Here is a 24,344-nt window from a genome sequence, read left to right on the forward strand (position 1 = left end):
CGTCACCGGTTCGCGCTGAAGGTGAACAGCGATTGCAGCGTGAACATCACCCGGTCCAGCGCAAAGCCGATGATCCCGATGGTCAGAACGGCGACCATGATCTTGGCAAGACTGTCCGAGGACCCGTTCTGGAATTCGTCCCAGACGAACTTGCCCAAGCCGGGGTTCTGCGACAGCATTTCAGCGGCAATCAGCACCATCCAGCCCACGCCCAGCGAAAGCCGCAGCCCGGTAAAGATCAATGGCAGGGCGGACGGAAGCACCAGTTTGGTGATCTTGGCCCAGGGCGACAGCTTCAACACGCGGCCGACGCTGATCAGGTCTTTGTCAATGCTGGCCACGCCAAGGGCTGTGTTGATCAGCGTGGGCCAGAGCGAACACAGGGTCACGGTGATGGCGGAAATCAGAAAGGATTTCGGAACACCGTCATCACCGCCTGCGTAAAGGGCCGAGACAACCATGGTAACGATGGGCAGCCAAGCCAAGGGCGAGACGGGTTTGAAGATCTGCACCAGCGGGTTGATGGCCGCATTGGTGGTGGGCGAAAGCCCCGCGATGATGCCCAAGGGAACGGCCACGGCGGTGGCGATCAAAAAGCCGGTAAAGACGGTTTTGATCGAGGTCCAGATTTGCTGATAATAGGTCGGCTTACCAGTATAGGCGCGGGTTTTCACCTTGTCCGACTGACCCTCGGCGATCAGGGCGGCGTTCTTTTCTTCTTGCTTGGCGTAGAATTCCGCCTCTTTCACGCGTTCCGCCGCAGCGGCCTGATGCAGACCAACCGCTTGTTCCCAAACTGCTGCCGGGCCGGGGATCGCCCCAAGCGAGGTTTGCACCTTGGGCGCGGCCCAAGCCCAAGCGCCCAGAAAAATCGCAATGGCCAGTAAGGGCACACCCAGCAAGCGCCAGATATCCTTGAACTGGCTGCGCGGGGTATCGCCCGCCACCAGACGCAGGATCGGCGTCAGCCATGGAAGGCCCAGAACCTTGAACCAAGCATCCATCTTGGTGATCCGGGCAAAGCGCCGGGTGCGGGCAGCCTCACGGGCCTGCGCGGGCGGAAGCTGGGTCGGGTCAATCGCGGTCATGGGCTTGGTCCTTGCGTCTTTGACGGCTCGATTTCCCGCGCAAGGTGGTCTGTTACCTGGCTTTGCGCGGGGTTATGGGAGGTTTCAGTTGGTGACTTCGCCACCGACAACCGTTTGTGTGCCCTTCAGGCCCAGCGTCAGGCTGTCGATATAAGCGTTGGGTTTCGTACCGTCATAGGCCACACCGTCGATGAAATCGCTGACCGGATCGCGGTAGCCATCGGCGTCGAAATCGAACATCTCGGGCGTTGCCAGACCGTCGGCAATCAAGGCCTCGGCCGCGGCTTTATAGATGTCGGGCTTGTAGACCTTTTTCGCTTGTTCATCATACCAAGCATCGGTCTGCGCTTCGCCAATCTGCCCCCAGCGGCGCATCTGAGTCAGATACCAGACTGCATCCGAATAATAGGGGAAGGTCGCGTTATAGCGGAAGAAGACGTTGAAATCCGCCGCTTCGCGCTTGTCGCCTTTTTCGTATTCAAACGTCCCCGTCATCGAATTGGCGATAACAGCGGCATCCGCCCCCACATATTCCGGGCGCGACAGGATCTCGACCGCCTCGGCCCGGTTCGCGTTGTCACCTTCGTCCAGCCAGATCGCCGCGCGGATCAGCGCCTTGGTGATCGCCAGCGTCGTGTTCGGGTTTTCGGTCGCGAAAGCCTCGGTCACGCCAAAGACTTTTTCCGGGTTGTTCTTCCAGATGTCATAGTCGGTGATCACCGGAACGCCGATGCCCTTGGCCACGGCGGCCTGGTTCCAAGGTTCGCCCACGGAATAGCCGTCAATCGTGCCAGCCTCCATCGTGGCGGGCATCTGCGGCGGCGGGGTCACCGAAATCAGCACATCGCCGCCGATCTGGCCCGAGACATCATCGGCACTGTAAAGGCCGGGGTTGATGCCGCCAGCCGCCAGCCAATAGCGCAGTTCGTAATTGTGGGTCGAAACCGGGAAGACCATGCCCAGATTGAAGGGCTTGCCCTCGGCGGCATAGGCCTCGATCACGGGTTTTAGGGCGGCAGCGGAAATCGGATGAACGGGTTTACCATCCGCATCAAGTTGCAGCCCCGGCTTCATGATTTCCCAGACCGCGTTCGACACGGTGATGGCATTGCCGTTCAGGTCCATCGAAAACGGCGTCACCACCGCGCCTTTGGTGCCATAACCGATGGTCGAGGCGATGGGTTGCCCGGCCAGCATATGCGCGCCATCAATTTCGCCCGCTAGAACGCGGTCCAGCAGAACCTTCCAGTTCGACTGCGCTTCCAGCGTCACATACAGGCCTTCGTCTTCGAAAAAGCCCTTTTCCTTGGCAATCGCCAGCGGGGCCATATCCGTCAGTTTGATGAAGCCCAGCGTCAGTTCTTCTTTTTCGATACCGGGGGTTTCGGCAAAGGCCGGATGGGCCAAAAGCGCGACCGAGAGTAGAAGTGCCTTGCGGATCATGCGTGGGTTCCTGTCCAAAAATGCGAAAAAAGGCCGATGACACGCGCTGCACCAAGGGGTGAAACGTGGGTCAGGCGGCCTTGCCTGTCGTCCCGGACTTTCGGGGAGAACGAAGCGCCATTGCTTCGTCTTGCTTTCAGGATGCCGTTTGGCGGCGGTTCCGGTCAATGGGGGACAGCGGTTTTTATACCGTTTGCAACTGGCGATGCTGCATTGCGGCAAGATGTGCCGCTTTTTTCATCACAATGGATCAGCCGGGTCGAAAATCTGGCCGTCAAAGAAACGGTTACGCGGCAGAATCAAGGTTGTGGTCACACCCGGCACGGTTTCCGATTGGTTCAAGACACCTTCGGCCTTTTCCGAGCTGCGCGGCAGGGCGGCCCCCGCCGGGCCCAGATGCAGACGGTAAAGATCGCTGCGAAAGGTGGCCCTTGCGCGATTGTGGGCATCAGCCAGACGAAGGCCGTAGCGTTGGGCCAGTCGGTCGGCGATCCAAGCCGCCTGCGAACGCCAAGGGAAGCTGGCGGCACCCTGATCAAAACTTTGGAATTGGGGCGCTTCGATTTCAGGGCCTGCGCTGTTCACCAGCAAACGCCCGGTCAGCGCCCGGTCGATCAGATCGGGGGCGACGTTCAGATATTCGGGCCGCGCCAGCAGTTCGGCCAGTGTCGTGCGGTTTTGCGGCGTCGCCGCCCAACGCCCCGCCCGCCACACGGCCCGCATCAGACGGCCGGCGCGATCCGGCTGTTCCTCGGCCCAACCGGCGCGTGTCGCCAGCACCTTTTCTGGCGCTTGGCTCCAGATCGCCGCACCCGACACCACAAGACGCGCCCCGGCCAAGGCGACGGCATGGCTGCCCCAAGGTTCACCCACACAGAATCCATCAATTTCCCCGGCCTTCAGCGCTTCGGCCATGCGGGGTGGTGGCACGGTGCGCAGGGCAAAGCGGAGATCAGGCGCGGCGCGGGGCAGCCAGTAATCGAGCAGTTCCGTATGCATGGAAAACGGAAAGGGCACGCCAATGCGCAGATCACGCCCCAGCCCGGCCAGACGCTTGCCCGCCGCCAGCGGATCGCCAAAGGGCAGGTCGCCCAGGGCCTGCCCGATTTCCGCCGAAACGCCAAAGACCTGCCCGTTCATTGACAGGACCATCAGCGCCTCAAGCTGCTGCGTGCCCCCGCCCAAAGCCAAAGCCCGCGCCACGGGCACGACCGACAGCATCTGCGCCGCCACCACCTGCCCAAAGTCCAACATGTCGCGCAGCATCGACCAACTGGCCGCCGCGCGCAGGTTAAGCGAAAGCCCTTCTTCGGCGGCAAAGCCCAATTCTTCGGCCACGATCAGGGGTGCTGCATCGACCAAGGGGATGAACCCCAGTGCCAAACGATCCTGCGTCATCCCAGAATCTCCGCCGCTGTCACGATGGCTTGCGCCACATCCGGCAAACGTTTGCCCTGATCCATCGCCGCCTTGCGCAGCAGGGCATAGGCCTGATCTTCGCCAATGCCCTTGGCCCGCATGATCAGCCCCTTGGCCCGGTCGATCACCTTGCGCTCTTCCAGCGCCGCTTTGGTCGCCGCCAATTCGTTGCGCATTCGGCTGAACATGTGGAACCGCGCAATCGCGGCATCGAGAATCGGCCTGATCCGTTCCGGCCGCAGCCCATCGACGACATAGGCGCTGACCCCCGCCTCAATCGCCGCGCGCGTCAGGCCCTGATCCGAACGGTCGACGAACATCGCCACGGCCCGTTCCATCGGGCCAGAGGCCAAGGCCAATTCCTCCAGCATGTCCCGCGAAGGATTGGCGATGTCGATCAGCACCAAATCCGGGCGGATGTCGGCGATCCGCCGCGCCAGACCGCTTTCCTCACCGATGACCGTAATCTGATGATCGCCCGCCTCGCGCAGGGCGTCGACGATCAGATGCGCCCGGTCGCGGTCGCGTTCGACAATGATGATCCGCAGCTTTTCGTGCATGGCCCCCTCATTCGCCGCTTTGCGGCAAAGGCCAAGAGGCAGCCGATGGAAAGCCATTCAACTTTCATCACTGCACATATTTCGAGCAAAGGATTGCAGGGAAGCCCGACCTTTGGGCGAAGGTCAGTTCCCGCCCTGCCCCAAGGCCAGCGTCTCGGCCCGCAGCCATTCCATGAAACCACGTTGGTTCGACGACCATTTCGCCACCTCTTCCGCCGCAATCGGCTGGCCGATTACCGGCGCCTGCGGCTTGTCCAAGGCATAGGCGATTTCATGCACCAGCAGGCCCTGGCGGATGGTGGGCGAGACATGGCAAGCGATCTGATAGGCCCGGCTGTTCTGCCCCGGAAAATACACCGGCAAGATTGTTGCCCCGCTTTTCAGGATCATTTTGGCGGTAAAGGGGTTCCATTCCTTTTCCACGGCCCGGCCCCACCAACCGTCGGAATTGGCCACGGCGCCTGCCGGGAACAGGACAATCGCCCCGCCCTTGGCCAGAACCTCCATCGCCTCGCGCCGCATGTCGAGGCCCTTTTGCAGGGCATCATCCTCATGCGGGAAGGGCACGGGAATCATGAACTGGCTGACTTCCTGAATGTTGGAAATCAGGGAACGGGTCAGAATCTTGTAGTCGGTCCGCACCCGGCCGATGATCTCGGCCAGAACCATGCCGTCGACCAGACCATGCGGATGGTTCGACACGACCACCAAGGGGCCTGTCGCGGGAATCCGGGCGATTTGTTCGGCGGGGGTCCGCAGCTCGATCCCCATGATTTCCAGCGCACGCGGCCAGAAGGCCTGACCTTCCACCTTGTCCCGATGTTCGAACTTGCGGATACGCCGCAACAGGGTGATCTTGCCCGTCAGCCATTCCAGCGTGCGGATGAACCACTGCTTGGGCTTGCTGTCGAAAGTATGCGCATAGGAAAGCTTGCGCTTGTCATAGGGCCGGTATTCCGGATCATCGACAAAACGTGCCGTGCTGGGCGTATCGGTCGGGTGCATCTGCATCGTCTGGGGCAAACCCTTTCGCCCTTGGGCGGCCTAATTGTCTTCGCCGAAGCGGTTCGCCACTAGGGTTTCCAGCGCCTCGGCCAGCCCGGCGGCATCCGCCCCGCTGGTTCTGACGTCTATAGTCGTTCCGCGCGAGGCCGCCAACATCAAAAGCCCCATGATGCTGTCACCCGACACCGACATGCCGTCCTTGGTTACTTCGGCCCGGGCATCGAACTTTTCGACACATTCCACGAACTTCGCCGAAGCGCGGGCATGAAGCCCCTTTTCGTTGACGATCTTCAGCGTCTTTTCAATCAAGCCCTGCCCCCTTGCATCACACGCTCTGGCATCGCGTTTTCAGCCCCAAGGTCCAGGCTGTTGATGTATTTCCGCCCGGCGTCCAAGGCCAAGGCGACAGCGTCCGGCACATTCAAGTCACGCGACTTGGTCAGCTTGATCAGCATCGGCAGATTTGCGCCATAAAGAATGCGCCTATTTTGGCCCATGCAGGCCGGAAGCGACAGGTTCGAGGGTGAACCACCGAACATATCGGTCACCACGACGACCCCATCACCACGGTCCACCTTGTCGGCGGCCGCGCAGATTTCGGCCTGTTTTCGGCCGCGATTACATTCGTCCTCTATGGCGATGGCTGCCATACCCTCCTGCTTGCCGACAACATGTTCGACAGCGGAAAGATATTCCCGTGCCAGCCCGCCATGGGCGACAATGACTATCCCGATCACCCCAGGATCACCCCGATGTAAGAGGCATCCCACCCGATGCCTTCCGTTCCAGCTCCCGGTGCCTTTTTGACACCGGCCAGCCCGCTTCTGCAAGCGCATCGCCCATTTTTTCTGCAACTGCAACCGAACGGTGTTGCCCGCCGGTGCAGCCAAAGCCAATGGAGAGATGCGGTTTGCCCTCATCCTGCTGGGCGGGCAGCAGAAAAAGCAACATGGAGGTCAATTGGTCCAAGAATGGGGCGAAACGTGGATCCTCTTCAAGATGTGAAGAAACCCGCGAATCACGTCCATCCAAACTGCGCAAACCGGCCACCCAATGCGGATTGGCGAGGAATCGACAGTCGAAAACCATGTCGACGCCACGGGGAATGCCCCGTTTGTAGGAAAAGCTTTCGACCGAAACCGCCATGCGGGCGGTATTGCCACGCCCGAACCAGCGCGAAATTTCCGATTTCAGATCATGAGGCGACAGGTCGGATGTGTCGATCAGCACATCGGCCCGCACGCGGATGGGTGCCAACAGGTCGATTTCGCGTTCCACCCCGCTGGCCGGATCGCCGTCGCGGGCCAAGGGATGCCGCCGGCGTGTTTCCTTGTAGCGGCGGATCAGAACCTGCGGGGCTGCGTCCAGATACAGCACCTCGATGGTCAGACGCGGATCGCGCGTCAGGCTGTCGATCAGTTCGATCAGTGCGGTCACGTCGAAATCGCGGTTGCGCACATCCAGACCCAAGGCGATGGGCCGACCCAAAGGCGGGCCATCCACCAAGCGGGGCACCAGCGAAAGCGGCAGGTTGTCGATCACCTCGTGACCCAGATCCTCCAGCGCATCAATCGCCGTGGACCGGCCCGCACCGGATGGGCCTGTGACCAACACCAGCCGCAGCTCGGGCTGGGCAGGGTCGGGAGTCGGGATTTGGACGTCACTCATCCGGCTAACCGCACAATCATCATGCAGGGCAGCGTCACGCATGGCGCTGGCCTTCAAGATAACACAGAAGCGCATCAGCGAAATGGGGGCCGTCAATCCGGCGCACAAGATCAAGCGTCACGCCCAAAATGTCACAATGCCGTGCAACTGGCAGGCGTTCTGTTTCGACATCATCCAGATCCGCCACCAGCGCTAGGATTGTCTGATCCTGCACCCGCGCCGTGCGCAAGATGCCCATGTTGCGCGCTTCGATCAAACCGCGTCCCTGCGGTGGACAGGTTGCGACCAATTGCCCGTTGCGCACTGCAAGCCGCGTCACATCATCGGCGATCAACGCCGCCCCTCGCGCCATCATGGCCAGTGCCAAACTGGATTTGCCGGAACCCGAGGCCCCCCGGATCAACAGGCCGCGCGCACCGAAAGCCACGCAACTGGCATGGAAGGATTGGATCACACCGGCAGGCCGACGACGAACCGCGCACCAAGCGGATCGGTCGTCACATCGGCATCATTCGGGCGGATGTTTTCGGCCCAGATCACACCACCATGCGCCTCAACAATCTGTTTGGAAATGGCCAAGCCCAAACCCGAATGGTTTCCGAATTGGCCTTCGGGCCGTTCGGAATAGAAGCGCTTGAAAACCTTGGTCAGCGCCTGTTCAGGAATACCGGGGCCCGTATCTTCGACCACCACAAGCACACGGTTGCCGCGCCGACGCGCCCAGACCCGGACGGCATCGCCATCTTCGCAGAACGAGATCGCATTCGTGATCAGGTTCACAACAACCTGCGCCAGGCGCCCTTCGAGCCCACGAATAACAATGGCCTCTTTCGGCAGGTCAGTGATGAATTCGACGCCTTTTTCCCCTGCCTCTTTTGACAGATAGCTTGCGAGGTTCGTCACCGTCTTCATCAGGTCGAACTGTTCTTCTTCTTCCTTGACCAGTTCGCTGTCCAACCGAGAGGCGTTGGATATATCGCTGACCAATCGGTCTAGGCGCCGCACGTCGTGCTCGATCACTTCCAGCAGCTTTTCGCGCTGATCATCACGCTTGGCCACACGCATCGTCCCCACGGCGGAACGGAGGCTGGCCAAGGGGTTCTTGATTTCATGCGCGACATCCGCGGCGAATTGTTCGTTCGAGTCAATCCGGTCATAAAGCGCCGCAACCATTCCGCGCATAGCCACCGACAGGCGACCGATTTCGTCGGGTCGGGCTGTCAGATCGGGAATACGCACCCGTGCCGAAATCTTGCGGCTGTCACGGTCACGTCCCAGTTCAGCCGCCGCAGCCAAGTCGGACAACGGGTTTGAGATGGTCGAGGCCAAAAGAATTGACAAACCGACCGAGACAAGAAGTGCGATCAGAAACATCTGCAAGATCTGTTCACGGTCGCTGTTCACCAGCGCATCGACGTCCAAGCCATGCCGGGCCAGCGCCAAAACACCGACCTGTTCGTCACCGCGCAGAACGGGAACCGCGACAGCAAAGACCGCAGTCCCATCCGCGGCTTGGGCTGAGTGCACCTGAGGAGTGCCGCGGCGCGCTGGATCCATCGCCAAATCGGCATAGGATCGCAGATCCACGGGTGGCGGTTTCTGACCCGGAGCCGACAAAACGCCGGACACAAAGCTCCATGTGCCATCAAGAGCTTTGGTCGCAAACAACGTATGGGCACCGCTTGTCGCCCCTTCATAGACTTGGCGTTCGGTACCGCTGCGTTCGCTGACCATGGTGCCGGATTGGTTGTAAAGGAACGCCTGGGTGCCGATGTCCAATGGAACATCCGCCAGCAACCCATCCGGCGTTGATCCAGGTTTTCCGACCTCGGTCGACATCAATTGCGCGGTCATCCAGGCTTGGGCCACCATAGCCTTTTCCTGCTGTATGGTCAGGCCATCGCGGTGCGGACTGATATACAGAATCCCTGAGACCATGATGACCAAGGCCATCAGATTGAACAGGATGATCTTGCGGGCCAGTGGTGACCGGTTCAGCGCCACCACGCTGCGTTTGCTGCGCGCTGCGCTGAATTCCTGATCAGCCAGCGCATCTGGCGTGACCCAGTCTTCCCCCAGAATCACCTCGCCACGCCGAGGGGCGCGGCTTTTGGCCACCGGGTTCAGGCGCGTGGACGCGGTCATCGTAGCGCGTTACTCTTCGTTATAGCGATAGCCGATGCCGTAAAGGGTCTCGATCGCCGAGAAGTCCTGATCCGCCGTGCGCATCTTTTTGCGCAGGCGTTTGATATGACTGTCGATGGTCCTATCATCGACATAGACCTGATCATCATAGGCTACATCCATCAGCTGATCCCGACTTTTCACAAAGCCGGGACGCTGGGCAAGGGCCTGCAACAACAGAAACTCTGTCACGGTCAGGGAAACATCCATCCCCTTCCAGGTCACAGCATGGCGCAGCGGGTCCATCCGCAATTGGCCACGCTCCATGATCTTGGTCTCTTCGGTCGTTGCCACCTCACCCGTGGCAATCGCGTCCTGGCGGCGCAGAAGCGAACGAATACGTTCGACCAAAAGCCGCTGACTGAAGGGCTTCTTGACATAATCGTCCGCGCCCATTCGCAGGCCCAGAACCTCGTCGATCTCGTCATCCTTCGATGTCAGGAAAATTACCGGCATCGCGCTTTTCTGGCGGATGCGTTGTAACAGATCCATCCCATCCATGCGTGGCATCTTGATGTCCAAGACTGCCATATCGGGCATCCGCCGGTTAAAGGCATCCAGCGCCGATTGTCCGTCGTTGTAGGTCTCAACCTCAAATCCCTCGGCTTCCAGTGTCATAGACACTGACGTCAGGATGTTCCGGTCATCATCAACCAGTGCGATACGTGACATTCCCCAATCCCGCTCTGCCCGGCCCGTTCAGGCCATTTTTTCAACATGATCCGGGTTCCGCCCAAAAGAATCAATACTTAACTGCGAATCAGCGACCAATTGCTGTCCCTTTGAACGCGCCCCACCCCCAAGGCGCGGCAGAAATGCACCGCTTTGGGGCGGCACTGAAAATGATTGCGCTAACCGGAAATCTGTTGGCGCTAACGGACTAAATATATGCCTTCCTTGAGGAAAAATCTGGTTCTAAAGGGATCATGGCGAAGAAATCCGCTTTTTGACCCCGTGGGAGGAACCATGACCAACACAGCCCAAAAACCGAATATCCACCTTGAAGCCCAGGGATTTGCCGGTGTGGGTCATGTCTATTACAACCTTTCTGAACCGGCGCTGATGGAATTGGCGGTTGCAAGGGGCGAAGGGCGGGTTGGTCAAGGTGGGGCATTCCTGTGTTCGACCGGGCAATTCACCGGGCGTTCGCCAAAGGACAAATTCGTGGTCCGGACGGCGGCGACCGAAAACACCATCTGGTGGGACAACAACGCCCCGATGACGCCCGATGCCTTTGATCGGCTAGAAGCGGACATGAAGGCGCATATGCAGGGACGCGCGCTGGTGGTGCAGGATCTGTTCGGCGGTGCTGACCCCGCCCACCGGATCAGTGTGCGGATGGTGACGGAACTGGCCTGGCACGGGCTGTTCATTCGTCATTTGTTGCGCCGCCCCGACATGGCCGAGCTTGCAGCCTTTGCGCCAGAATGGACAGTGGTGAACTGTCCCTCGTTCAAGGCTGATCCCGCGCGGCACGGCACCCGGACGGAAACGGTCATCGCGCTGAATTTCGACAAGCGGCTGATCCTGATCGGAAATACCGCCTATGCCGGGGAAAACAAGAAGGCCGTCTTCACCGTGCTGAACTATCTTTTGCCCGAAAAAGGCGTCATGCCGATGCATTGCTCGGCAAACCATGCACCGGGAAATCCTGATGATGCCGCCGTCTTCTTCGGCCTGTCCGGCACCGGCAAGACCACGCTTTCGGCAGCACCCGACCGGGTGCTGATCGGCGATGACGAACATGGATGGTCCGACAGCGGCATCTTCAATTTCGAAGGCGGTTGCTATGCCAAGACCATCGGCCTGCGGGCCGAGGCGGAACCCGAGATCTACGCCACGACCAAACGCTTTGCGACCGTGGTGGAAAATACCGTGTTTGACCCCGACACGCTGGAAATCGACTTTGACGATGACAGCCTGACCGCCAATACCCGCTGTGCCTATCCGCTGGACTACATCAGCAATGCCAGCGCCACGGGTCTGGCGGGCCATCCGCGGCATGTCGTGATGTTGACCTGCGATGCCTTTGGTGTTCTGCCGCCCATCGCGCGGCTCACCCCAGCGCAGGCGATGTATCATTTCCTGTCGGGCTTCACCTCAAAAGTCGCGGGCACGGAACGCGGCGTCACCGAGCCCCAACCAACCTTTTCCACGTGTTTCGGCGCCCCCTTCATGCCGCGGCGGCCTGAGGAATACGGTGCGCTTTTGCAATCCAAGATCGCCCATCATGGTGCGAGCTGCTGGCTGGTCAACACCGGCTGGACCGGCGGGGCCTATGGCACGGGGAGAAGGATGCCGATCAAAGCCACCCGCGCCCTGCTGGCGGCGGCTTTGGACGGAACCTTGGCGCAAGGGGCTTTCCGCAAGGACGCGCATTTCGGTTTTGAGGTGCCGCTTGCCGTGCCCGGCGTCGATTCCACCCTGCTCGACCCGCGCCGCACATGGGCCGATCCCTTGGCCTATGACACCGCAGCCAAACGTCTTGTCGGCATGTTCATCGACAATTTCGCCCAATATCAGGACCATATCGCCCCCGAGGTGCGCGCCGCCTCACCCATCTGATCCTATGGGTTGACAAAGATCATCGCCCCCTTATCTTTACATTGGAAAGATAAGGGGGCGATGATGACCGATACCATTCTGCTGACCGGCGTGACCGGCTTTATAGCGCGGCATTGCGCGGTCAAACTGCTCGACGCAGGCTATGCCGTGCGTGGCACGCTGCGTGATCCGGCCAAGGGCGACGAGGCCCGCCGCGCCATTGCAGCGGCCTTGCAAAACCCCGAAAACATCAACCGCCTGTCCTTTGCCAAGGCCGACCTGACCCGCGATGACGGCTGGGAACAGGCCGCCACGGGGGTTGCGGCCATCGTCCACACCGCCTCGCCCTTTCCCCTGACCCAACCGAAAGACCCCGAAGAACTGATCCGCCCCGCCGTCGACGGCACCCTCCGTATCCTGCGCGCCGCCAAGGCGGCGGGGGTCCAAAGGGTCGTCATGACCTCGTCCATCGTCGCCATTTTCACCAATGCCCACCGTGTGCATGATGAAAGCGACTGGCTGGATCCCTCCACCCCCGGCACCCGACCCTATGCCGTATCCAAGCTCAAGGCCGAACGCGCCGCTTGGGATTTCGCCGAACGCGAAGGCATCGCCCTGACCGTCATCAACCCCGGCTTCATCCTCGGCCCAGCCCTAGGCCGCGATTTCGGCAGTTCGATCAGCGTCATGCGGCGTTTCCTGCGCGGCAAGGATCCGATGGTTCCCGATCTGGGCTTTCCCGTGGTCGATGTCCGCGACGTTGCCGAGATGCATCTGCGCGCCCTGCAACGCCCCGAAACGGCAGGCAAACGCTATATCTGTGCCGGCGAAAGCCTGACCTTCGCCCAGATGACCCGCGCCCTGAAAGACACGTTCCCCAACCGGAAAATCCCGACGCGCATCGCCCCGCATTTCGTCATGCGCATTCTGGGCCTGTTCGACAGCGAAATCCGTTCGATCCTGCCCTCACTCGGGCAGATCGAGCGGGTGAACAACGCCCGCGCCCATTCGGAAATGGCGATGAACTTCATACCGGGGCGCGACGCGGTCATTGCCTCGGGGCGCTATCTGGTCGACAACGCGCTGGTCTGATCCTTGCGCTGTCGTTGCGCGCCCGGAACGCCCAGTTCCGGGTGCAGTTGTCCCGCGATAACCCAACAGCCGAACAGGCACAGCCCGCAGGCCAGAAACACCCCATCCAGCGGTGCGAATTGCAGCGTCAACCAGGCCAGACCCGGCGACACGATCCCCGAAAAGTCGCGGAAACTGGAATAGACCGCCGCCATTTCGTTGCGTTCCGATGGCTTGACCGACATCAGGAAAGGCAAGCCGCCGCTGATGTCCAACAACACCAGAAAGCCGGTGCCCAGCATCAGCGCCGCAATAGCGGCCCAAGGCCAAGCCGCCAGCGCCGTGCCCAAGGCAAAGCAGATCGCCGCCCCCAGAAATCCCGTGCGCACCGCAAAACGCACCGATTGCCGTTTCACCCAGCGCAGCATCAGCGGGGCCAGAAACAGCGTGGCATTGGCGATTGATGTGGCCAGCCCGCCGATGTTTTCACCCAAGCCCTTTTCCACGGCGAAAATCCCGACATAGACGATGAACACCGCCCAGCCGACCGAACGGAACACCACGAAGAGCCAGCTTGTGATCAGCCGTGGCTGGCTGAAGAACCGCCCCAGATAGGCCAGCGGATTGGGCGATTTGCCCTTGGCCCGCGCGATGACACGGCCATTCCCCATACGCAGATACCAAAAGGTGGCCAACAACACTATCGCCGCAAGCCCGGTGATAGCAAAAGGCGCGCGGGCATCCCATTGCATGAGCAGGACACCGAGGAAAGGCCCGCAGGACCAGCCGACGCCGCCATAGAACAGCCGCAGAGTTTCCAGACGGCTCAACTCCGGCTTGGGGATGTTGTCCAGCACATAGGCGTTGTGGCAGACGAAAACCGTCGCCGCGCCCAGCGCACTGGTCAGCAAGGCCGCGGCAACGAATGGCCCACCGATGATACCCAGCAACGCCGAAAGCAAATAAAGACCACAGCCTAAGCTATAGGCCCAGCGCCGGGGTATCAGGCTGGTCAGGATGGGAATACACAAGCCGACCATCAGTGAGATAATCCCGACCACCAGATAAATCTGCGAAACCACCGCAGCGTCTGGAAAGGCGCGATACAAAACGACGGGATAGACCGAAAGCACCGTTCCCCTGACCACCGCCTCGATGGCGTTCAGCGTTGCGAAAGAGCGCACACCGGGCGTCGCCGGGCGCTTGCGCAGTCGCAGGTGAAGGTATCGGAAATCGAAGAACATGTCGGACCTGCGTCACGTTGAACACAGTGCCAAAGCCGCCGCTGTTCCCCGCCCGACATGCGCTGTCGGAAAGTGATGCTATTTGCGCGGGCAGTGCGGACAAAGCAGCCGAACCCGCTCTTCCGGGGCCGCCCTGTCCATCCCCTCGCCGGGCGGCAAAGGGCGGGGTGCCGGTCCACCCGCCGGACGAACGATGGCAAGTGTCAACAAAGTAAGGGCAAGGACACGCATGATAAAAGCCTATTGCTGTTGGAAACAGGTTCAGCTTGCCCAGCCTTGGCACTACCGGCCATCCGCCCATCGGTCGACAGGCCTAAACTTGGGTTCTAAACCCCTTTGCACAATCGCCCTACGAGTGCCGCGCGCGCGTCGGGCAAACCGCGACGCACCAGAACCGGCCCCAAGGCTTTTTCTAGGAAATGTCCTGTGATAGCAAAACCTTGGGCCAGCTCTATCGCTTCAACGGGGCCCAACGCCTCTGCCGACGCCAAGCGACGCAAGACAAGAGGCAGCGGCAGCAGACGCTCCGCCCATTCGCCTGCTGCGCCCCGACTGACAGCGCGGCCTGTCTTTGGGCTGACATAGACCAAATCCGCCACCGTGCCCGTCACGGCGCAGCAAGACAGATCCAGGCTAAAGCCCAACTCGGCCAAAAGTCCCAGTTCCCATCCCAGATAAGCCGCCGCCCAGCCCTGCCCTTGCATCTGATCAAGCAGCGCCCGGCTGGCCCACCACAGATCGGGATGCGGATCCCGTTCCGCCAAAGCCAGCCGCAACAGGCCTGTCACCGTGTTCAACCCCAGCAACGCCAGCCGATCGGCCATCAGTGCTGATCGCAATCGCTCCGGCTCGGCAACAAAGACGCCGAGATGATCCTCCAGCCGAGCCCGCCACGACAGCGCCAGATCATTGCCCGGTTGCAGAAAGGGGGTCATTTTGCGCGATATACCACCGCGGACCACCCCAAGATGCCGCCCATGTTCTGCTGTGAAAACCTCAAGGATCGCCGCATTTTCCCCATGCGGGCGCACTGACAGCACAATGCCCTGATCTTGCCAGTCCATGGCTCAGCCAAACCCAGAAAGATGCCGCTAGTCCAGCCCCACCTCGTCCAACAGGGTCCGCCCCTGCCGGTCTTCCACCTCGATCACCCAGATATCCGGGTCCCGCCCTCGCTGCCGCCCGATCACCGCATCGACTGAGGCCTCATCCCCTTCGGCCAGAACCATCCAAACCCGATCGCCCGACAAGGGGTCAAAGGAACGCTGAAAAGCCCGTGCCTGCCCGTCCAGAGTCGACGATTTCACCAGAACCGCCCCCGCCCCCGCCTCGCCCCGCTTCACCACATAGGCCGCAATATCCGCCAGCCGCAGACGCGCCAGATAGGCCGCCACCCAGAACTCTGCCGCCAACCGCGCCATCCCGGCCCGCCTCTCTTTCATCTTGCTAAAAATACCTCGGGGTCTGGGGCAGAGCCCCACCGGCCCTTGGGGGGCTCAATGCCCCCCAAGGGCCGCTCTTACGTCGAATCCCCGTCGCGGAAATCCAGCCCCATTTCCTGATAGCGCTCCGCTTCTTCCAGCCAGTTCGGGCGCACCTTCACTTGCAGGAACAGATGCACTTCCCGCTCCAGAAAGGTCTTCATTTCGGCCCGTGCCGCCGTTCCGATCGACTTGATCGTTTCTCCCCGGTTCCCCAGCACAATCCCCTTGTGCCCATCCCGCGCCACATAGACGACCTGATCAATCCGCACCGATCCGTCCGGCTTGTCTTCCCACTTTTCGGTCTCCACCGTCAGTTGGTAGGGCAGTTCCTCGTGCAGCCGCAGCGTCAGCTTTTCCCGCGTCATTTCGGCGGCAATCATCCGCATCGGCAGGTCGGCAATCTGATCCTCGGGATAGAACCACGCCCCTTCCGGCATTTCTGCGGCCAGCCATTCCCGCAGGTCGTCCACCCCATAGCCCCGCTCGGCCGAGATCATGAATGTCTTGGCAAAACCGTAAGCCTCGTTCAATTCCGCCGACAAGCCCAGCAAAGTCTCCGCCTTCACACGGTCAATCTTGTTGATCGCCAGCACCACGGGCACCCCTTGTGGAATCTGGTCCCGCATTCGGTCAATGATCGCCTTTGCCCCTTCGGTCAGCCCCCGGTGCGCCTCGATCAGCAGCACGATTACATCCGCATCCGCCGCCCCGCCCCAGGCTGCGGCCACCATCGCCCGATCCAGCCGCCTGCGCGGCCGGAACAGGCCCGGCGTGTCCACGAACACGATCTGCGCTTGGCCCTCCATGCAGACGCCCCGGATCCGCGCTCGTGTTGTCTGCACCTTATGCGTCACGATGCTGACCTTGGCCCCCACCATCCGGTTCAGCAGCGTTGATTTGCCAGCATTTGGCTCGCCAATCAGCGCGACAAAGCCCGCCCGTGTTCCGCCTTCAGCCATCTTTATCTCCTAGGTGATCCAGCAGCGCCCGCGCTGCCAACTGTTCCGCCGCCCGTTTCGTGTTGGCGGTCGCTTCCCAAGTCTCGCCGTTATCCAGCCGGACCCTTACCGTGAACACCGGCTGATGATCCGGCCCCGTGCGCCCCGTTTCCTCATAGACCGGAACGCCCATCCCGCGTCCCTGCGCCCATTCCTGCAACACCGATTTTGCATCCCGCGCATCGCTGTCAGCCAGCCGTTCCAGCCGTGACTGCCAGAGCCGCAGAACCAAAGCCTGCGCCGTTTCAAAGCCCGCGTCCAGATAAACCGCCGCGATCACCGCTTCCAGCGCATCGCCCAACAGCGCATCCTTGCGACGCCCGCCCGAGATCATCTCGGAACGCCCCAGCTTCAGCACTTCGCCCAGATCGAGTTCGCGCGCGATTTCCGCACAGGTTTCCAGCCGCACCAGCGCATTCAGGCGCGGGGCCAACTGGCCTTCGCTGGCCTTGCCATCGGCCTTGAACAAAGCCTCGGCCATGGTCAGCGCCAGAACGCGGTCACCCAGAAATTCCAGTCTTTCGTTCGAGGCGCGCGTGATCCCGGAAATCGAGGCATGGGTCAAGGCCCGCAGCAAAAGGCCGGGGTCGTTGAACCTGTGCCCCAACTTGACCTGAAAGGCCTGTAGGTCCGCCCCGATCTTCACTCGATGGCCTTAAAGAAGCGGTCGCTGCGCCATGTCCAGAACATCAGCAGCGAACGACCGGCCGAGGAAAACATGATCCGGTCGGCCCGACCGATCAGGTTTTCAGCAGGAACCATGCCCACCCCACCCGCGCCCTGCGCAAAGCGGCTGTCCGTGCTGTCATCGCGGTTGTCACCCATAAAGAAGTAGTGGCCGGGTGGCACCTCGTAGACGCCAGTATTGTCAGGCGAATTTTGGCCCTGATCGACGATGTTCAGCACGTCGTGCTTTGTACCGTCGGGCAGCGTTTCCGTGGCGCGGGGTTTGGTACAAACACCGCCCAGCCCCACCGGATCATTGGCGCAGCGGGGGATGCCCTGCATGGAACCTTGCGGTTCCTTGATCTCTTCAAAGGTACCTGCCGGTTCCTGTGGCAGCGCCTGCCCGTTGAGCCAGATGATGCCGTCCTTGATCTGGACCGTATCGCCTGGCAGGCCGATCAGCCGTTTGATGTAATCCTCATTGCTGACCGGATGCCGGAACACCACCACATCACCGCGCTCGGGCTCTGAGCCGAACAGACGACCCGAAATGGGGCAGATGGCAAAGGGGCAAGAGACGGCGGAATAACCATAGGCCATCTTGTTGACGAACAGAAAATCGCCAATCAGAAGCGTGTCCTTCATCGACGCCGAGGGAATCCAGAAGGGCTGAAAGAACAAGGTGCGGAAGACACCGGCAATCAACAGGGCATAAACAATGGTCTTGATGGTTTCGCCAATGGTTTCGGGCTTCTTGTCGGCCTTGGCCATGATGTCTTCCTGTTCTGGGGTTCGGGCGCTTCTTGCGCGGGCCGATGGGGAAGTCAAGTTTTGCGGGATCAAACAGCCGTGGGATTGGCCTCGATCACCACAAAGGCCTGTGCCCAAGGGTGGTCATCGGTCAGCGTCACATGGACAATCGCCTGATGGCCCGGCGGTGTCATGCTGGCCAACCGTTCGGCGGCCCAGCCGGTCAGATGCATCACCGGCTGACCGGTGGGCAGGTTGGTCACGGCCATATCCTTCCACGCAATGCCCATACGCAGGCCAGTGCCCAGCGCCTTGGAGCAGGCCTCTTTCGCCGCCCAGCGTTTGGCGTAGGTCGCCACTGTCTGCTGGCGGTATTCGGCTGTGGCCTGTTCGATGGGGGTAAAGACGCGGTTGCGGAAACGGTCGCCATGCCGTTCCAAGACACCGCCGATGCGGTCGATGTTCGCCAGATCGCTGCCGATGCCCAGAATCATCGGGTGATCCAGTCTTCCGCTGCGGCCATGATCTGCGCCCCAGTCTGCGTTAGCCGACCGTGCGCCCGAACCGTAGACAGACCCGATGCAAAATTCTGCCGATCTTTTGCCGCAGCCTCGGCTGCCTGCTGACGATCCGCGGGTGACAGTGTCGCCACATCCGCCAATTGCTCCATCGCCCAAGCCATACGGGCCGAGACAAAGGTGGCGTGAAAGATGCCGTCCATAGGACGAGGATCAGGGCGCAGGGGCGAGGTGAACAATTCCTCGTCCGGATTCAGCACCAAGGGCTCCTCGATGGTCTGGCCGAACAGCAAAGAATGCGCCGATTCATGGGCCAGCACCTCGACAACGGCCAAAGGCGTCTTGTGGTGCTTAGGGTTCAGCATCAGCAGGCCCCAGTATTGATAATGCGATGCCCCGTCAAACTCGACCTTCGATCCTGGTTGGGCATGGCCAAGCAAGATATCATGCACGATCGCGCGGATTTCGGCAGCCAAATCGGGTACATGGGCGTCCATCAGGCCGAAACCTTCGCGCAACAATGCCGTAAAATCGGTCAGCGTCTGATCCGAAACGGCGGCCATATGCAGCAATTCGTCGGGGTCTTGGGACAAAGAATGGGTCAATGCCTCGGCCCCCGGATGACCAACGGCACGGATGATCTGGCCAGACTGACGAGCGCCACGCGACCGCATCTGCGCCAGCATCGCACGACATTGGGCCAGATCGCCCGATTGCAGCGTAGGGACGAGGCTGTAATATTCGGAAAAACTCAGCGCCGGGATGCGCAAACCGGCCTGCAATTGTCCGCCGAAATCAAAAAGATCAGCGGACAGATCAAAATCATGCGGCTGTACCGCCTGCCCGAGATAGGTCAGGCTTTCAGACAACCCGATGTGCATCCGGCTGTCGGTCTGGCGGCCCAGTTCTGCCGATGGGGCGAAGACAAAAGTCATCCGATCTAAGCGTGACAAGGTCACGCCAAAATCAAGCCGTCGTCTTGCGACCAGCCTTGTTGCCAATCTTGGCCCCGACCTTGGCCGAAGGCGCGGCTTCGCTGGCGCTGTCAGCGGTCAAGCGGAAGCCCAAGAGTTTCGTCAGGTCCAATTCGATACGTTGCATTCGTCTGATCCCAGCAGCTATTTCTCTGACAGTTTGGCCGGGTTTTCTGGCCGCGTCAATTGTGGAGCCCGTATGTCCCCCACCCTGCATATTGTGACCACGGGGAAATTCACCGGCGCCACGAAAAATTTGCGTCCGGTGCTGGAGGAAGGTGGCATTGCGCTGCGCAACTGGAATTGGGACCAGTTTCTTGGGGCCGAGTCCGTGCCACATGGAGCCTGGACCTTGACGGATTTTGACAGGGTGCATGTCTGGAACGCCGAACTCGCCACTTGGCGCCGGAAGACGCTGATCACGGCCGGTCTGCCAGTGCTGAATGATCCCGCCCGGTTTCTGGGTCGGGCGGGCCAGATTCGTCACTTTTTTGCCAAAGGGATCAACAGCTTCACCTGCTGGCTGCCTAGTCTGGCCGAGATTCCCGATCGATTTCCCGTCTTTCTGCGCACGCAGGCAGCGCATCGCGGCAGCATCAGCGATCTTTTGCAGAATACGCGGGAATGCCAAATCGCCCTTGATGCCGCATTGGCGCAGGGCCATCCGCTGACCGACCTTGTTTTTGTGGAATATCGCGCAAAGGCTGATCCGACGCTGGGGCATTTCCAGAAACATGCGGCCTATCGCATTGGGGATCGCGTGATCCGGGCGATGACGGTGAATGACGACGGTTGGATGGCAAAATACGGGACGCAAGGCCGGGCAGCCGAGGCGACTTATGAGGCGGAACTGGCGGAAATGACAGCTTATGCCCATACAGACTTGATCCTGCGTGTCACAGATCTGCTGGGCTGCCAATATGGGCGGGTCGATTTCGGCATGGTGGACGGGCGACCTGAAATTTATGAGGTCAATTCCAATCCCGCCTTCAGTTTTCCTCCCGATGATCATCCGAGTCCGGCCCGCCGCCAGTCTGGCGCAATTTCGCGACAACAACTCCTAGACGCCTTCCGCGCCTTGGTGCCGCAGACGGACGGCCCCGAAGTCGATCTGCGCGATTTGCCGCTTTGGCCGAAACACCGGCCCTAGCTGCGGGCAAGATCCATGCGGCGGCGCATTTCTTCGATGGCCGGGCCAAGGCCCAGATAGATCGCCTCGCCGATCAGGAAATGGCCGATGTTCAGTTCCATAACCTGCGGGATGGCGGCAATCGGCCCGACGTTTTCATAAGTCAGCCCATGGCCTGCGTGAACCTCAAGCCCCAGCGATGCCGCAAGGGCCGCGCCTTTTTGCAAGGCGGCCAGTTCCAGTTGGGCCTGATCCTCATGCCCGTCTGCCAGCAATTCGGAATAAAGCCCGGTGTGCAGTTCCACCACGGCCGCGCCGATCCTTGCGCTGGCCTCGATCTGCCGGGCATCATGCCCGATGAACATGCTGACCCGGCAACCGGCATCGCGCAGCGGGGCAATATAGGCGACAAGCCGCGCCTCATCCCCCGCCACGTCAAGGCCACCCTCGGTCGTCCTTTCTTCGCGCTTTTCCGGCACAAGGCAGACGGCGTGGGGCCGGGTTTCCAGCACGATCCGCTGCATTTCCTCGGTCGCCGCACATTCGAAATTCAGCGGCACCGAAAGCCCTGCCTTCAGTGCTGCAATATCCGCATCGCGGATATGCCGCCGGTCTTCGCGCAGATGGGCGGTGATGCCGTCCGCCCCTGCCGCTTCGGCCAAGAGGCCCGCGCGCAAAGGGTCGGGCCATACCGAGCCACGGGCATTCCGCACCGTCGCCACATGGTCGATGTTCACCCCCAGCCGCAGCTTGCCCGTCATCCCAGCCCCCTATGGTTCGCCCGGCCCCTCGGCATCGGGTCTTTCCGTCTTGCGCTTCAGCCGCTCCGTCGCCTCGGCCAGGGCCTTGCGCAGCTTGCCCCGCTTTTCGGCACGTTCATGCGCCTTCGCGGCACGGGCTTTCTGATAGGCCGAAACCAATGGGATCGTGAGATAATAGGCAATCGCCGAAAGGATCACGCCCGGAATCAGGGCCCCGACAAAATAGGGCACATAGATATCATGCCAGAACTGGATCAGCCCGTCCCACTGCGCCACATCATGCGTGAAAGGCGCCTTGATGTTCCGCCAAAGATCATCCCCCGCTCGGCCAAAAGCATGACCAATCGCCTTGGCCGACAAAGGAGCCTCGACCCCCATGATCCAATGCCCCAGCGACATGGCCATCACCGCAAAGAAGGGCGTCGTCAGCGGGTTCGTATTGAACGTGCCCAACAGCGCCGCCAGCACATTGCCCCGCACCGCCCGCGCGGCACCCCAAGCCGCCAGAAATTGCAGCCCCGGCAAGGGCAGGAAGCCCACCAACGAACCGGCAAAAACCCCCCGGGCCACCCGATGCGGGCTGTCGGGCAGGCGGCGCATTCGGTGCAGCACATAGCGCGTCGCCCGCACGATGCCCCCGCGCGGGTAGAAAAATTCCTTGGCCACTTGGGAAAGGGGCTGTTTGTCGCGCCGCTTGAACACAGATAAAGGCCTAACTTCTCAAGGTTTTCGGGTCATATCCCGATGTCGTGAAATCTGTGCGACATCGGTCTCGGCTTCAAGGGCGGTCATCACCATGTGAAGATGTTCCAGATCGCGCAGATCGACATCGACAAGCAATCGGTAAAAGTCGGGTTTCCGGTCGATGAACACCAGATCGCTGATATTGGCCTTCTGATCGCCGATGATTGTGCAGATCCGTCCCAGAACGCCAGCGTCGTTCGAGATGGTCACATCCAGCGATACGGTATGCACCGCAGGATGCCGCCCCGGCTGCCATTGCAGATCGACCCAGCGGTCGGTCTGTTCCTCGAATTCGGCCAGAACCGGGCAGTCGATGGTGTGGATCACCACGCCCTGCCCGCGGTAGGTGATGCCCACGATCCGTTCGCCCGGCACGGGTTGGCAGCATTTCGCCCGGCGGAAAGATTGATCTGCCGTCAGCCCCAAAACCGGACGGTCGGCCGCGACCTCATCTGAATGGGCCTGCGCCAGTTCGGGATACAGCAGTTCCAACACTCGCCGCGCCGGAACCTCGGCACTGCCAATCCGCGCCAGAAGATCGGTTTCGTCGCCCAGCCCCATCATCTTGGCCGCTGTCCGAAGGGCCTTGTCGGTGGCCTTCTTGCCCACATGGTCAAAAGCCGCCCGCGCCAGTTCCTGCCCCAGCTTGACGAACCGACCCCGGTCTTCTTCGCGCAGTGACCGCCGGATGGCGGATTTGGCGCGGCCCGTGGTGGCAATGTCGATCCAACTGGCCTGGGGGCGCTGGCCTTCCGCCGTGATGATTTCCACCGACTGGCCGTTCTTCAGCCGCGTCCAAAGCGGCACGCGGATGCCGTCGACCTTGGCCGAAACGCAGGAATTGCCGATTCGCGTATGGATCGCATAGGCATAGTCCAACGGCGTCGCGCCTTTGGGTAGCTGGATGACGTCGCCCTTGGGCGTGAAGCAGAACACCTGATCCTGATACATCTCGAGCTTCACATTCTCGAGAAAATCATCGTGATCCTCTTCGTCCAGGCGTTCCGTCAGGCTGGCCACCCATTTTGCCGGGTCCACGGCAAAAGGGTTCTGTGCCCTAACGCCTTCGCGATAGGACCAATGTGCCGCGACCCCCGCCTCGGCCACTTCGTGCATTTGCCGGGTGCGGATCTGCACCTCGACCCGCTTGCCATCCCGCCCGGAAACGGTTGTATGAATCGACCGATAGCCGTTCGATTTCGGCTGGCTGATGTAATCCTTGAACCGCCCCGGCACCGCCCGCCAGCGTTGGTGGATCACCCCCAGAATGCGGTAACAATCCGCTTCGGATTCGCTGATCACCCGGAAACCATAGATGTCCGACAGCCGCGAAAAGGCCAGATCCTTTTCCTGCATCTTCCGCCAGACGGAATAGGGCTTTTTCGCCCGCCCATAGACCGCCGCCTCGATCACCGCCTTTTCCAGCTCGTGCCGGATATCCGCCGTGATCTTGTGAACCACATCGCCAGTTTCCCGTTGCAGGGTAATGAAACGCCGGATGATGGAATTCCGTGCATCCGGGTTCAGGACGCGAAAGGACAGATCCTCCAGCTCCTCCCGCATCCACTGCATCCCCATGCGCCCCGCCAAGGGCGCAAAGATTTCCATCGTCTCGCGCGCTTTCTGGGCCTGCTTTTCTGGCTTCATGCTTTTGATCGTCCGCATGTTGTGCAGACGGTCCGCCAGTTTCACCAGAATCACCCGCAAGTCCTTGGACATCGCCATGAACAGCTTGCGAAAGTTTTCCGCCTGCTTCGATTCGGCCGAGGAAAGTTGCAGGTTCGTCAGCTTGGTCACACCGTCGATCAGTTCGGCGATTTCCTCACCGAACAGGCGCGCCACTTCGGAATAGGTGGATTTCGTATCTTCGATCGTGTCGTGCAGCAGCGCTGTAACGATCGTCTGATCATCCAGCCGCTGTTCCGTCAGAATCGCCGCCACCGCCACGGGATGCGTGAAATAGGGTTCACCCGATTTACGGAACTGGCCTTCATGCATCTGACGCCCGTAGGCATAGGCCTGACGGATCAGCTCGGCATTGGTGCGCGGGTTATAGTTGCGGACAAGGGCGATCAGGTCTTCTACGTCGATCAT

26 protein-coding genes are annotated in these 24,344 nt (G+C 60.8%); 3 read left to right on the forward strand and 23 right to left on the reverse strand.

All coding sequences use genetic code 11. The annotated features are described in order from the left end of the window. Nucleotides 1–2: 2 nt before the first annotated feature. The 11 genes from IE095_RS15650 to IE095_RS15700 form a co-directional block, all read right to left on the reverse strand. Nucleotides 3–1,088, reverse strand: coding sequence for an ABC transporter permease (locus tag IE095_RS15650; protein ID WP_189412778.1), 1,086 nt, complete (start codon nucleotides 1,086–1,088; stop codon nucleotides 3–5). Between the two features lie 84 nt (nucleotides 1,089–1,172). Continuing rightward, nucleotides 1,173–2,531, reverse strand: coding sequence for a CmpA/NrtA family ABC transporter substrate-binding protein (locus tag IE095_RS15655; RefSeq protein ID WP_189412780.1), 1,359 nt, complete (start codon nucleotides 2,529–2,531; stop codon nucleotides 1,173–1,175). Nucleotides 2,532–2,771: 240 nt separating this feature from the next. Further along, nucleotides 2,772–3,929: a CmpA/NrtA family ABC transporter substrate-binding protein gene (locus tag IE095_RS15660; RefSeq protein WP_189412782.1), complete on the reverse strand. Its 1,158-nt coding sequence runs from the start codon at nucleotides 3,927–3,929 to the stop codon at nucleotides 2,772–2,774. Further along, complete coding sequence (locus tag IE095_RS15665) at nucleotides 3,926–4,510, reverse strand: ANTAR domain-containing response regulator (protein WP_189412896.1); 585 nt, start codon at nucleotides 4,508–4,510, stop codon at nucleotides 3,926–3,928. The genes IE095_RS15660 and IE095_RS15665 overlap by 4 nt, the downstream gene beginning before the upstream one ends. A gap of 123 nt (nucleotides 4,511–4,633) precedes the next feature. Then, a complete protein-coding gene (locus IE095_RS15670) occupies nucleotides 4,634–5,515 on the reverse strand; it encodes a lysophospholipid acyltransferase family protein (RefSeq protein ID WP_189412898.1) in 882 nt (293 codons plus the stop codon). 39 nt (nucleotides 5,516–5,554) lie between these two features. Next, nucleotides 5,555–5,824, reverse strand: a complete 270-nt coding sequence (locus IE095_RS15675; protein WP_189412784.1) for an HPr family phosphocarrier protein — start codon at nucleotides 5,822–5,824, stop codon at nucleotides 5,555–5,557. Continuing rightward, nucleotides 5,821–6,252, reverse strand: a complete 432-nt coding sequence (locus IE095_RS15680; protein WP_189412786.1) for a PTS sugar transporter subunit IIA — start codon at nucleotides 6,250–6,252, stop codon at nucleotides 5,821–5,823. The genes IE095_RS15675 and IE095_RS15680 overlap by 4 nt, the downstream gene beginning before the upstream one ends. Before the next feature lie 7 nt (nucleotides 6,253–6,259). Next, entirely contained in the window at nucleotides 6,260–7,183 is a 924-nt protein-coding gene (gene rapZ, locus IE095_RS15685; RefSeq protein ID WP_189412900.1) for an RNase adapter RapZ, read from the reverse strand. Between the two features lie 34 nt (nucleotides 7,184–7,217). Beyond that, a complete protein-coding gene (locus tag IE095_RS15690) occupies nucleotides 7,218–7,637 on the reverse strand; it encodes an HPr kinase/phosphorylase (protein WP_308428909.1) in 420 nt (139 codons plus the stop codon). Then, complete coding sequence (locus IE095_RS15695) at nucleotides 7,634–9,328, reverse strand: sensor histidine kinase (protein WP_189412788.1); 1,695 nt, start codon at nucleotides 9,326–9,328, stop codon at nucleotides 7,634–7,636. Before IE095_RS15695 ends, IE095_RS15690 begins: the two co-directional genes overlap by 4 nt. Before the next feature lie 9 nt (nucleotides 9,329–9,337). Next, nucleotides 9,338–10,039, reverse strand: a complete 702-nt coding sequence (locus tag IE095_RS15700; RefSeq protein WP_189412790.1) for a response regulator transcription factor — start codon at nucleotides 10,037–10,039, stop codon at nucleotides 9,338–9,340. A 294-nt stretch (nucleotides 10,040–10,333) separates the two neighbouring features. Here IE095_RS15700 and IE095_RS15705 point away from each other — a divergent pair, with 294 nt between their 5' ends. Together IE095_RS15705 and IE095_RS15710 are read left to right on the forward strand one after the other, a co-directional pair. Beyond that, a complete protein-coding gene (locus tag IE095_RS15705) occupies nucleotides 10,334–11,932 on the forward strand; it encodes a phosphoenolpyruvate carboxykinase (protein WP_189412792.1) in 1,599 nt (532 codons plus the stop codon). A gap of 63 nt (nucleotides 11,933–11,995) precedes the next feature. Next, nucleotides 11,996–13,003, forward strand: coding sequence for an SDR family oxidoreductase (locus IE095_RS15710; protein ID WP_189412794.1), 1,008 nt, complete (start codon nucleotides 11,996–11,998; stop codon nucleotides 13,001–13,003). On the opposite strand, the gene IE095_RS15715 is transcribed toward IE095_RS15710, so the two are convergent. The 9 genes from IE095_RS15715 to IE095_RS18655 form a co-directional block, all read right to left on the reverse strand. After that, a complete protein-coding gene (locus tag IE095_RS15715; protein ID WP_189412796.1) occupies nucleotides 12,976–14,226 on the reverse strand; it encodes an MFS transporter in 1,251 nt (416 codons plus the stop codon). The two genes, IE095_RS15710 and IE095_RS15715, sit on opposite strands and share 28 nt — an antisense overlap. Before the next feature lie 326 nt (nucleotides 14,227–14,552). Further along, nucleotides 14,553–15,290, reverse strand: coding sequence for a DNA repair protein RecO (gene recO / locus IE095_RS15720; protein ID WP_189412798.1), 738 nt, complete (start codon nucleotides 15,288–15,290; stop codon nucleotides 14,553–14,555). A 27-nt stretch (nucleotides 15,291–15,317) separates the two neighbouring features. Continuing rightward, complete coding sequence (locus tag IE095_RS15725) at nucleotides 15,318–15,647, reverse strand: DUF1491 family protein (RefSeq protein ID WP_189412904.1); 330 nt, start codon at nucleotides 15,645–15,647, stop codon at nucleotides 15,318–15,320. Nucleotides 15,648–15,745: 98 nt separating this feature from the next. Beyond that, nucleotides 15,746–16,669, reverse strand: coding sequence for a GTPase Era (gene era / locus IE095_RS15730; protein ID WP_189412800.1), 924 nt, complete (start codon nucleotides 16,667–16,669; stop codon nucleotides 15,746–15,748). Further along, nucleotides 16,662–17,354, reverse strand: coding sequence for a ribonuclease III (rnc, locus tag IE095_RS15735; RefSeq protein ID WP_189412802.1), 693 nt, complete (start codon nucleotides 17,352–17,354; stop codon nucleotides 16,662–16,664). The genes era and rnc overlap by 8 nt, the downstream gene beginning before the upstream one ends. Further along, entirely contained in the window at nucleotides 17,351–18,145 is a 795-nt protein-coding gene (lepB, locus tag IE095_RS15740; protein ID WP_189412804.1) for a signal peptidase I, read from the reverse strand. The genes rnc and lepB overlap by 4 nt, the downstream gene beginning before the upstream one ends. Nucleotides 18,146–18,213: 68 nt before the next feature. Beyond that, nucleotides 18,214–18,618, reverse strand: a complete 405-nt coding sequence (gene acpS / locus IE095_RS15745; protein WP_189412806.1) for a holo-ACP synthase — start codon at nucleotides 18,616–18,618, stop codon at nucleotides 18,214–18,216. Then, nucleotides 18,615–19,577 carry an aKG-HExxH-type peptide beta-hydroxylase gene (locus IE095_RS15750; RefSeq protein WP_189412808.1) on the reverse strand — a complete coding sequence of 321 codons (963 nt, stop codon included), beginning with the start codon at nucleotides 19,575–19,577 and terminating at the stop codon, nucleotides 18,615–18,617. The genes acpS and IE095_RS15750 overlap by 4 nt, the downstream gene beginning before the upstream one ends. A 31-nt stretch (nucleotides 19,578–19,608) precedes the next feature. Then, nucleotides 19,609–19,743 (reverse strand): hypothetical protein, encoded by a 135-nt coding sequence (locus IE095_RS18655; protein WP_268247728.1) that lies wholly within the window; start codon nucleotides 19,741–19,743, stop codon nucleotides 19,609–19,611. 72 nt (nucleotides 19,744–19,815) lie between these two features. Between IE095_RS18655 and IE095_RS15755 the strand changes: the two genes are divergently transcribed. Next, a complete protein-coding gene (locus tag IE095_RS15755) occupies nucleotides 19,816–20,766 on the forward strand; it encodes an ATP-grasp domain-containing protein (protein ID WP_189412810.1) in 951 nt (316 codons plus the stop codon). On the opposite strand, the gene IE095_RS15760 is transcribed toward IE095_RS15755, so the two are convergent. Genes IE095_RS15760 through IE095_RS15770 form a run of 3 tightly spaced genes read right to left on the reverse strand, consistent with a single transcriptional unit; the run spans nucleotide 20,763 to nucleotide 24,344 of the window. Beyond that, entirely contained in the window at nucleotides 20,763–21,506 is a 744-nt protein-coding gene (locus tag IE095_RS15760; protein WP_189412812.1) for a pyridoxine 5'-phosphate synthase, read from the reverse strand. The genes IE095_RS15755 and IE095_RS15760 overlap by 4 nt on opposite strands. Before the next feature lie 9 nt (nucleotides 21,507–21,515). Then, entirely contained in the window at nucleotides 21,516–22,172 is a 657-nt protein-coding gene (locus IE095_RS15765) for a DUF2062 domain-containing protein (RefSeq protein ID WP_229804847.1), read from the reverse strand. Nucleotides 22,173–22,226: 54 nt separating this feature from the next. Further along, a complete protein-coding gene (locus tag IE095_RS15770; RefSeq protein ID WP_189412816.1) occupies nucleotides 22,227–24,344 on the reverse strand; it encodes a RelA/SpoT family protein in 2,118 nt (705 codons plus the stop codon).

It is taken from the genome of Neogemmobacter tilapiae (genome assembly GCF_014652215.1).
Classification (GTDB): domain Bacteria; phylum Pseudomonadota; class Alphaproteobacteria; order Rhodobacterales; family Rhodobacteraceae; genus Neogemmobacter; species Neogemmobacter tilapiae.

What these genes read in the sequence shown, in the direction of transcription:
- IE095_RS15650 (WP_189412778.1), bottom strand. Translation starts at nt 1,088, where the DNA reads ATGACCGCGATTGACCCGACCCAGCTTCCGCCCGCGCAGGCCCGTGAG.
- IE095_RS15655 (WP_189412780.1), bottom strand. Translation starts at nt 2,531, where the DNA reads ATGATCCGCAAGGCACTTCTACTCTCGGTCGCGCTTTTGGCCCATCCG.
- IE095_RS15660 (WP_189412782.1), bottom strand. Translation starts at nt 3,929, where the DNA reads ATGACGCAGGATCGTTTGGCACTGGGGTTCATCCCCTTGGTCGATGCA.
- IE095_RS15665 (WP_189412896.1), bottom strand. Translation starts at nt 4,510, where the DNA reads ATGCACGAAAAGCTGCGGATCATCATTGTCGAACGCGACCGCGACCGG.
- IE095_RS15670 (WP_189412898.1), bottom strand. Translation starts at nt 5,515, where the DNA reads ATGCACCCGACCGATACGCCCAGCACGGCACGTTTTGTCGATGATCCG.
- rapZ (WP_189412900.1), bottom strand. Translation starts at nt 7,183, where the DNA reads ATGAGTGACGTCCAAATCCCGACTCCCGACCCTGCCCAGCCCGAGCTG.
- IE095_RS15695 (WP_189412788.1), bottom strand. Translation starts at nt 9,328, where the DNA reads ATGACCGCGTCCACGCGCCTGAACCCGGTGGCCAAAAGCCGCGCCCCT.
- IE095_RS15700 (WP_189412790.1), bottom strand. Translation starts at nt 10,039, where the DNA reads ATGTCACGTATCGCACTGGTTGATGATGACCGGAACATCCTGACGTCA.
- IE095_RS15705 (WP_189412792.1), top strand. Translation starts at nt 10,334, where the DNA reads ATGACCAACACAGCCCAAAAACCGAATATCCACCTTGAAGCCCAGGGA.
- IE095_RS15710 (WP_189412794.1), top strand. Translation starts at nt 11,996, where the DNA reads ATGACCGATACCATTCTGCTGACCGGCGTGACCGGCTTTATAGCGCGG.
- IE095_RS15715 (WP_189412796.1), bottom strand. Translation starts at nt 14,226, where the DNA reads ATGTTCTTCGATTTCCGATACCTTCACCTGCGACTGCGCAAGCGCCCG.
- recO (WP_189412798.1), bottom strand. Translation starts at nt 15,290, where the DNA reads ATGGACTGGCAAGATCAGGGCATTGTGCTGTCAGTGCGCCCGCATGGG.
- IE095_RS15725 (WP_189412904.1), bottom strand. Translation starts at nt 15,647, where the DNA reads ATGGCGCGGTTGGCGGCAGAGTTCTGGGTGGCGGCCTATCTGGCGCGT.
- era (WP_189412800.1), bottom strand. Translation starts at nt 16,669, where the DNA reads ATGGCTGAAGGCGGAACACGGGCGGGCTTTGTCGCGCTGATTGGCGAG.
- lepB (WP_189412804.1), bottom strand. Translation starts at nt 18,145, where the DNA reads ATGGCCAAGGCCGACAAGAAGCCCGAAACCATTGGCGAAACCATCAAG.
- acpS (WP_189412806.1), bottom strand. Translation starts at nt 18,618, where the DNA reads ATGATTCTGGGCATCGGCAGCGATCTGGCGAACATCGACCGCATCGGC.
- IE095_RS15750 (WP_189412808.1), bottom strand. Translation starts at nt 19,577, where the DNA reads ATGACTTTTGTCTTCGCCCCATCGGCAGAACTGGGCCGCCAGACCGAC.
- IE095_RS18655 (WP_268247728.1), bottom strand. Translation starts at nt 19,743, where the DNA reads ATGCAACGTATCGAATTGGACCTGACGAAACTCTTGGGCTTCCGCTTG.
- IE095_RS15755 (WP_189412810.1), top strand. Translation starts at nt 19,816, where the DNA reads ATGTCCCCCACCCTGCATATTGTGACCACGGGGAAATTCACCGGCGCC.
- IE095_RS15760 (WP_189412812.1), bottom strand. Translation starts at nt 21,506, where the DNA reads ATGACGGGCAAGCTGCGGCTGGGGGTGAACATCGACCATGTGGCGACG.
- IE095_RS15770 (WP_189412816.1), bottom strand. Translation starts at nt 24,344, where the DNA reads ATGATCGACGTAGAAGACCTGATCGCCCTTGTCCGCAACTATAACCCG.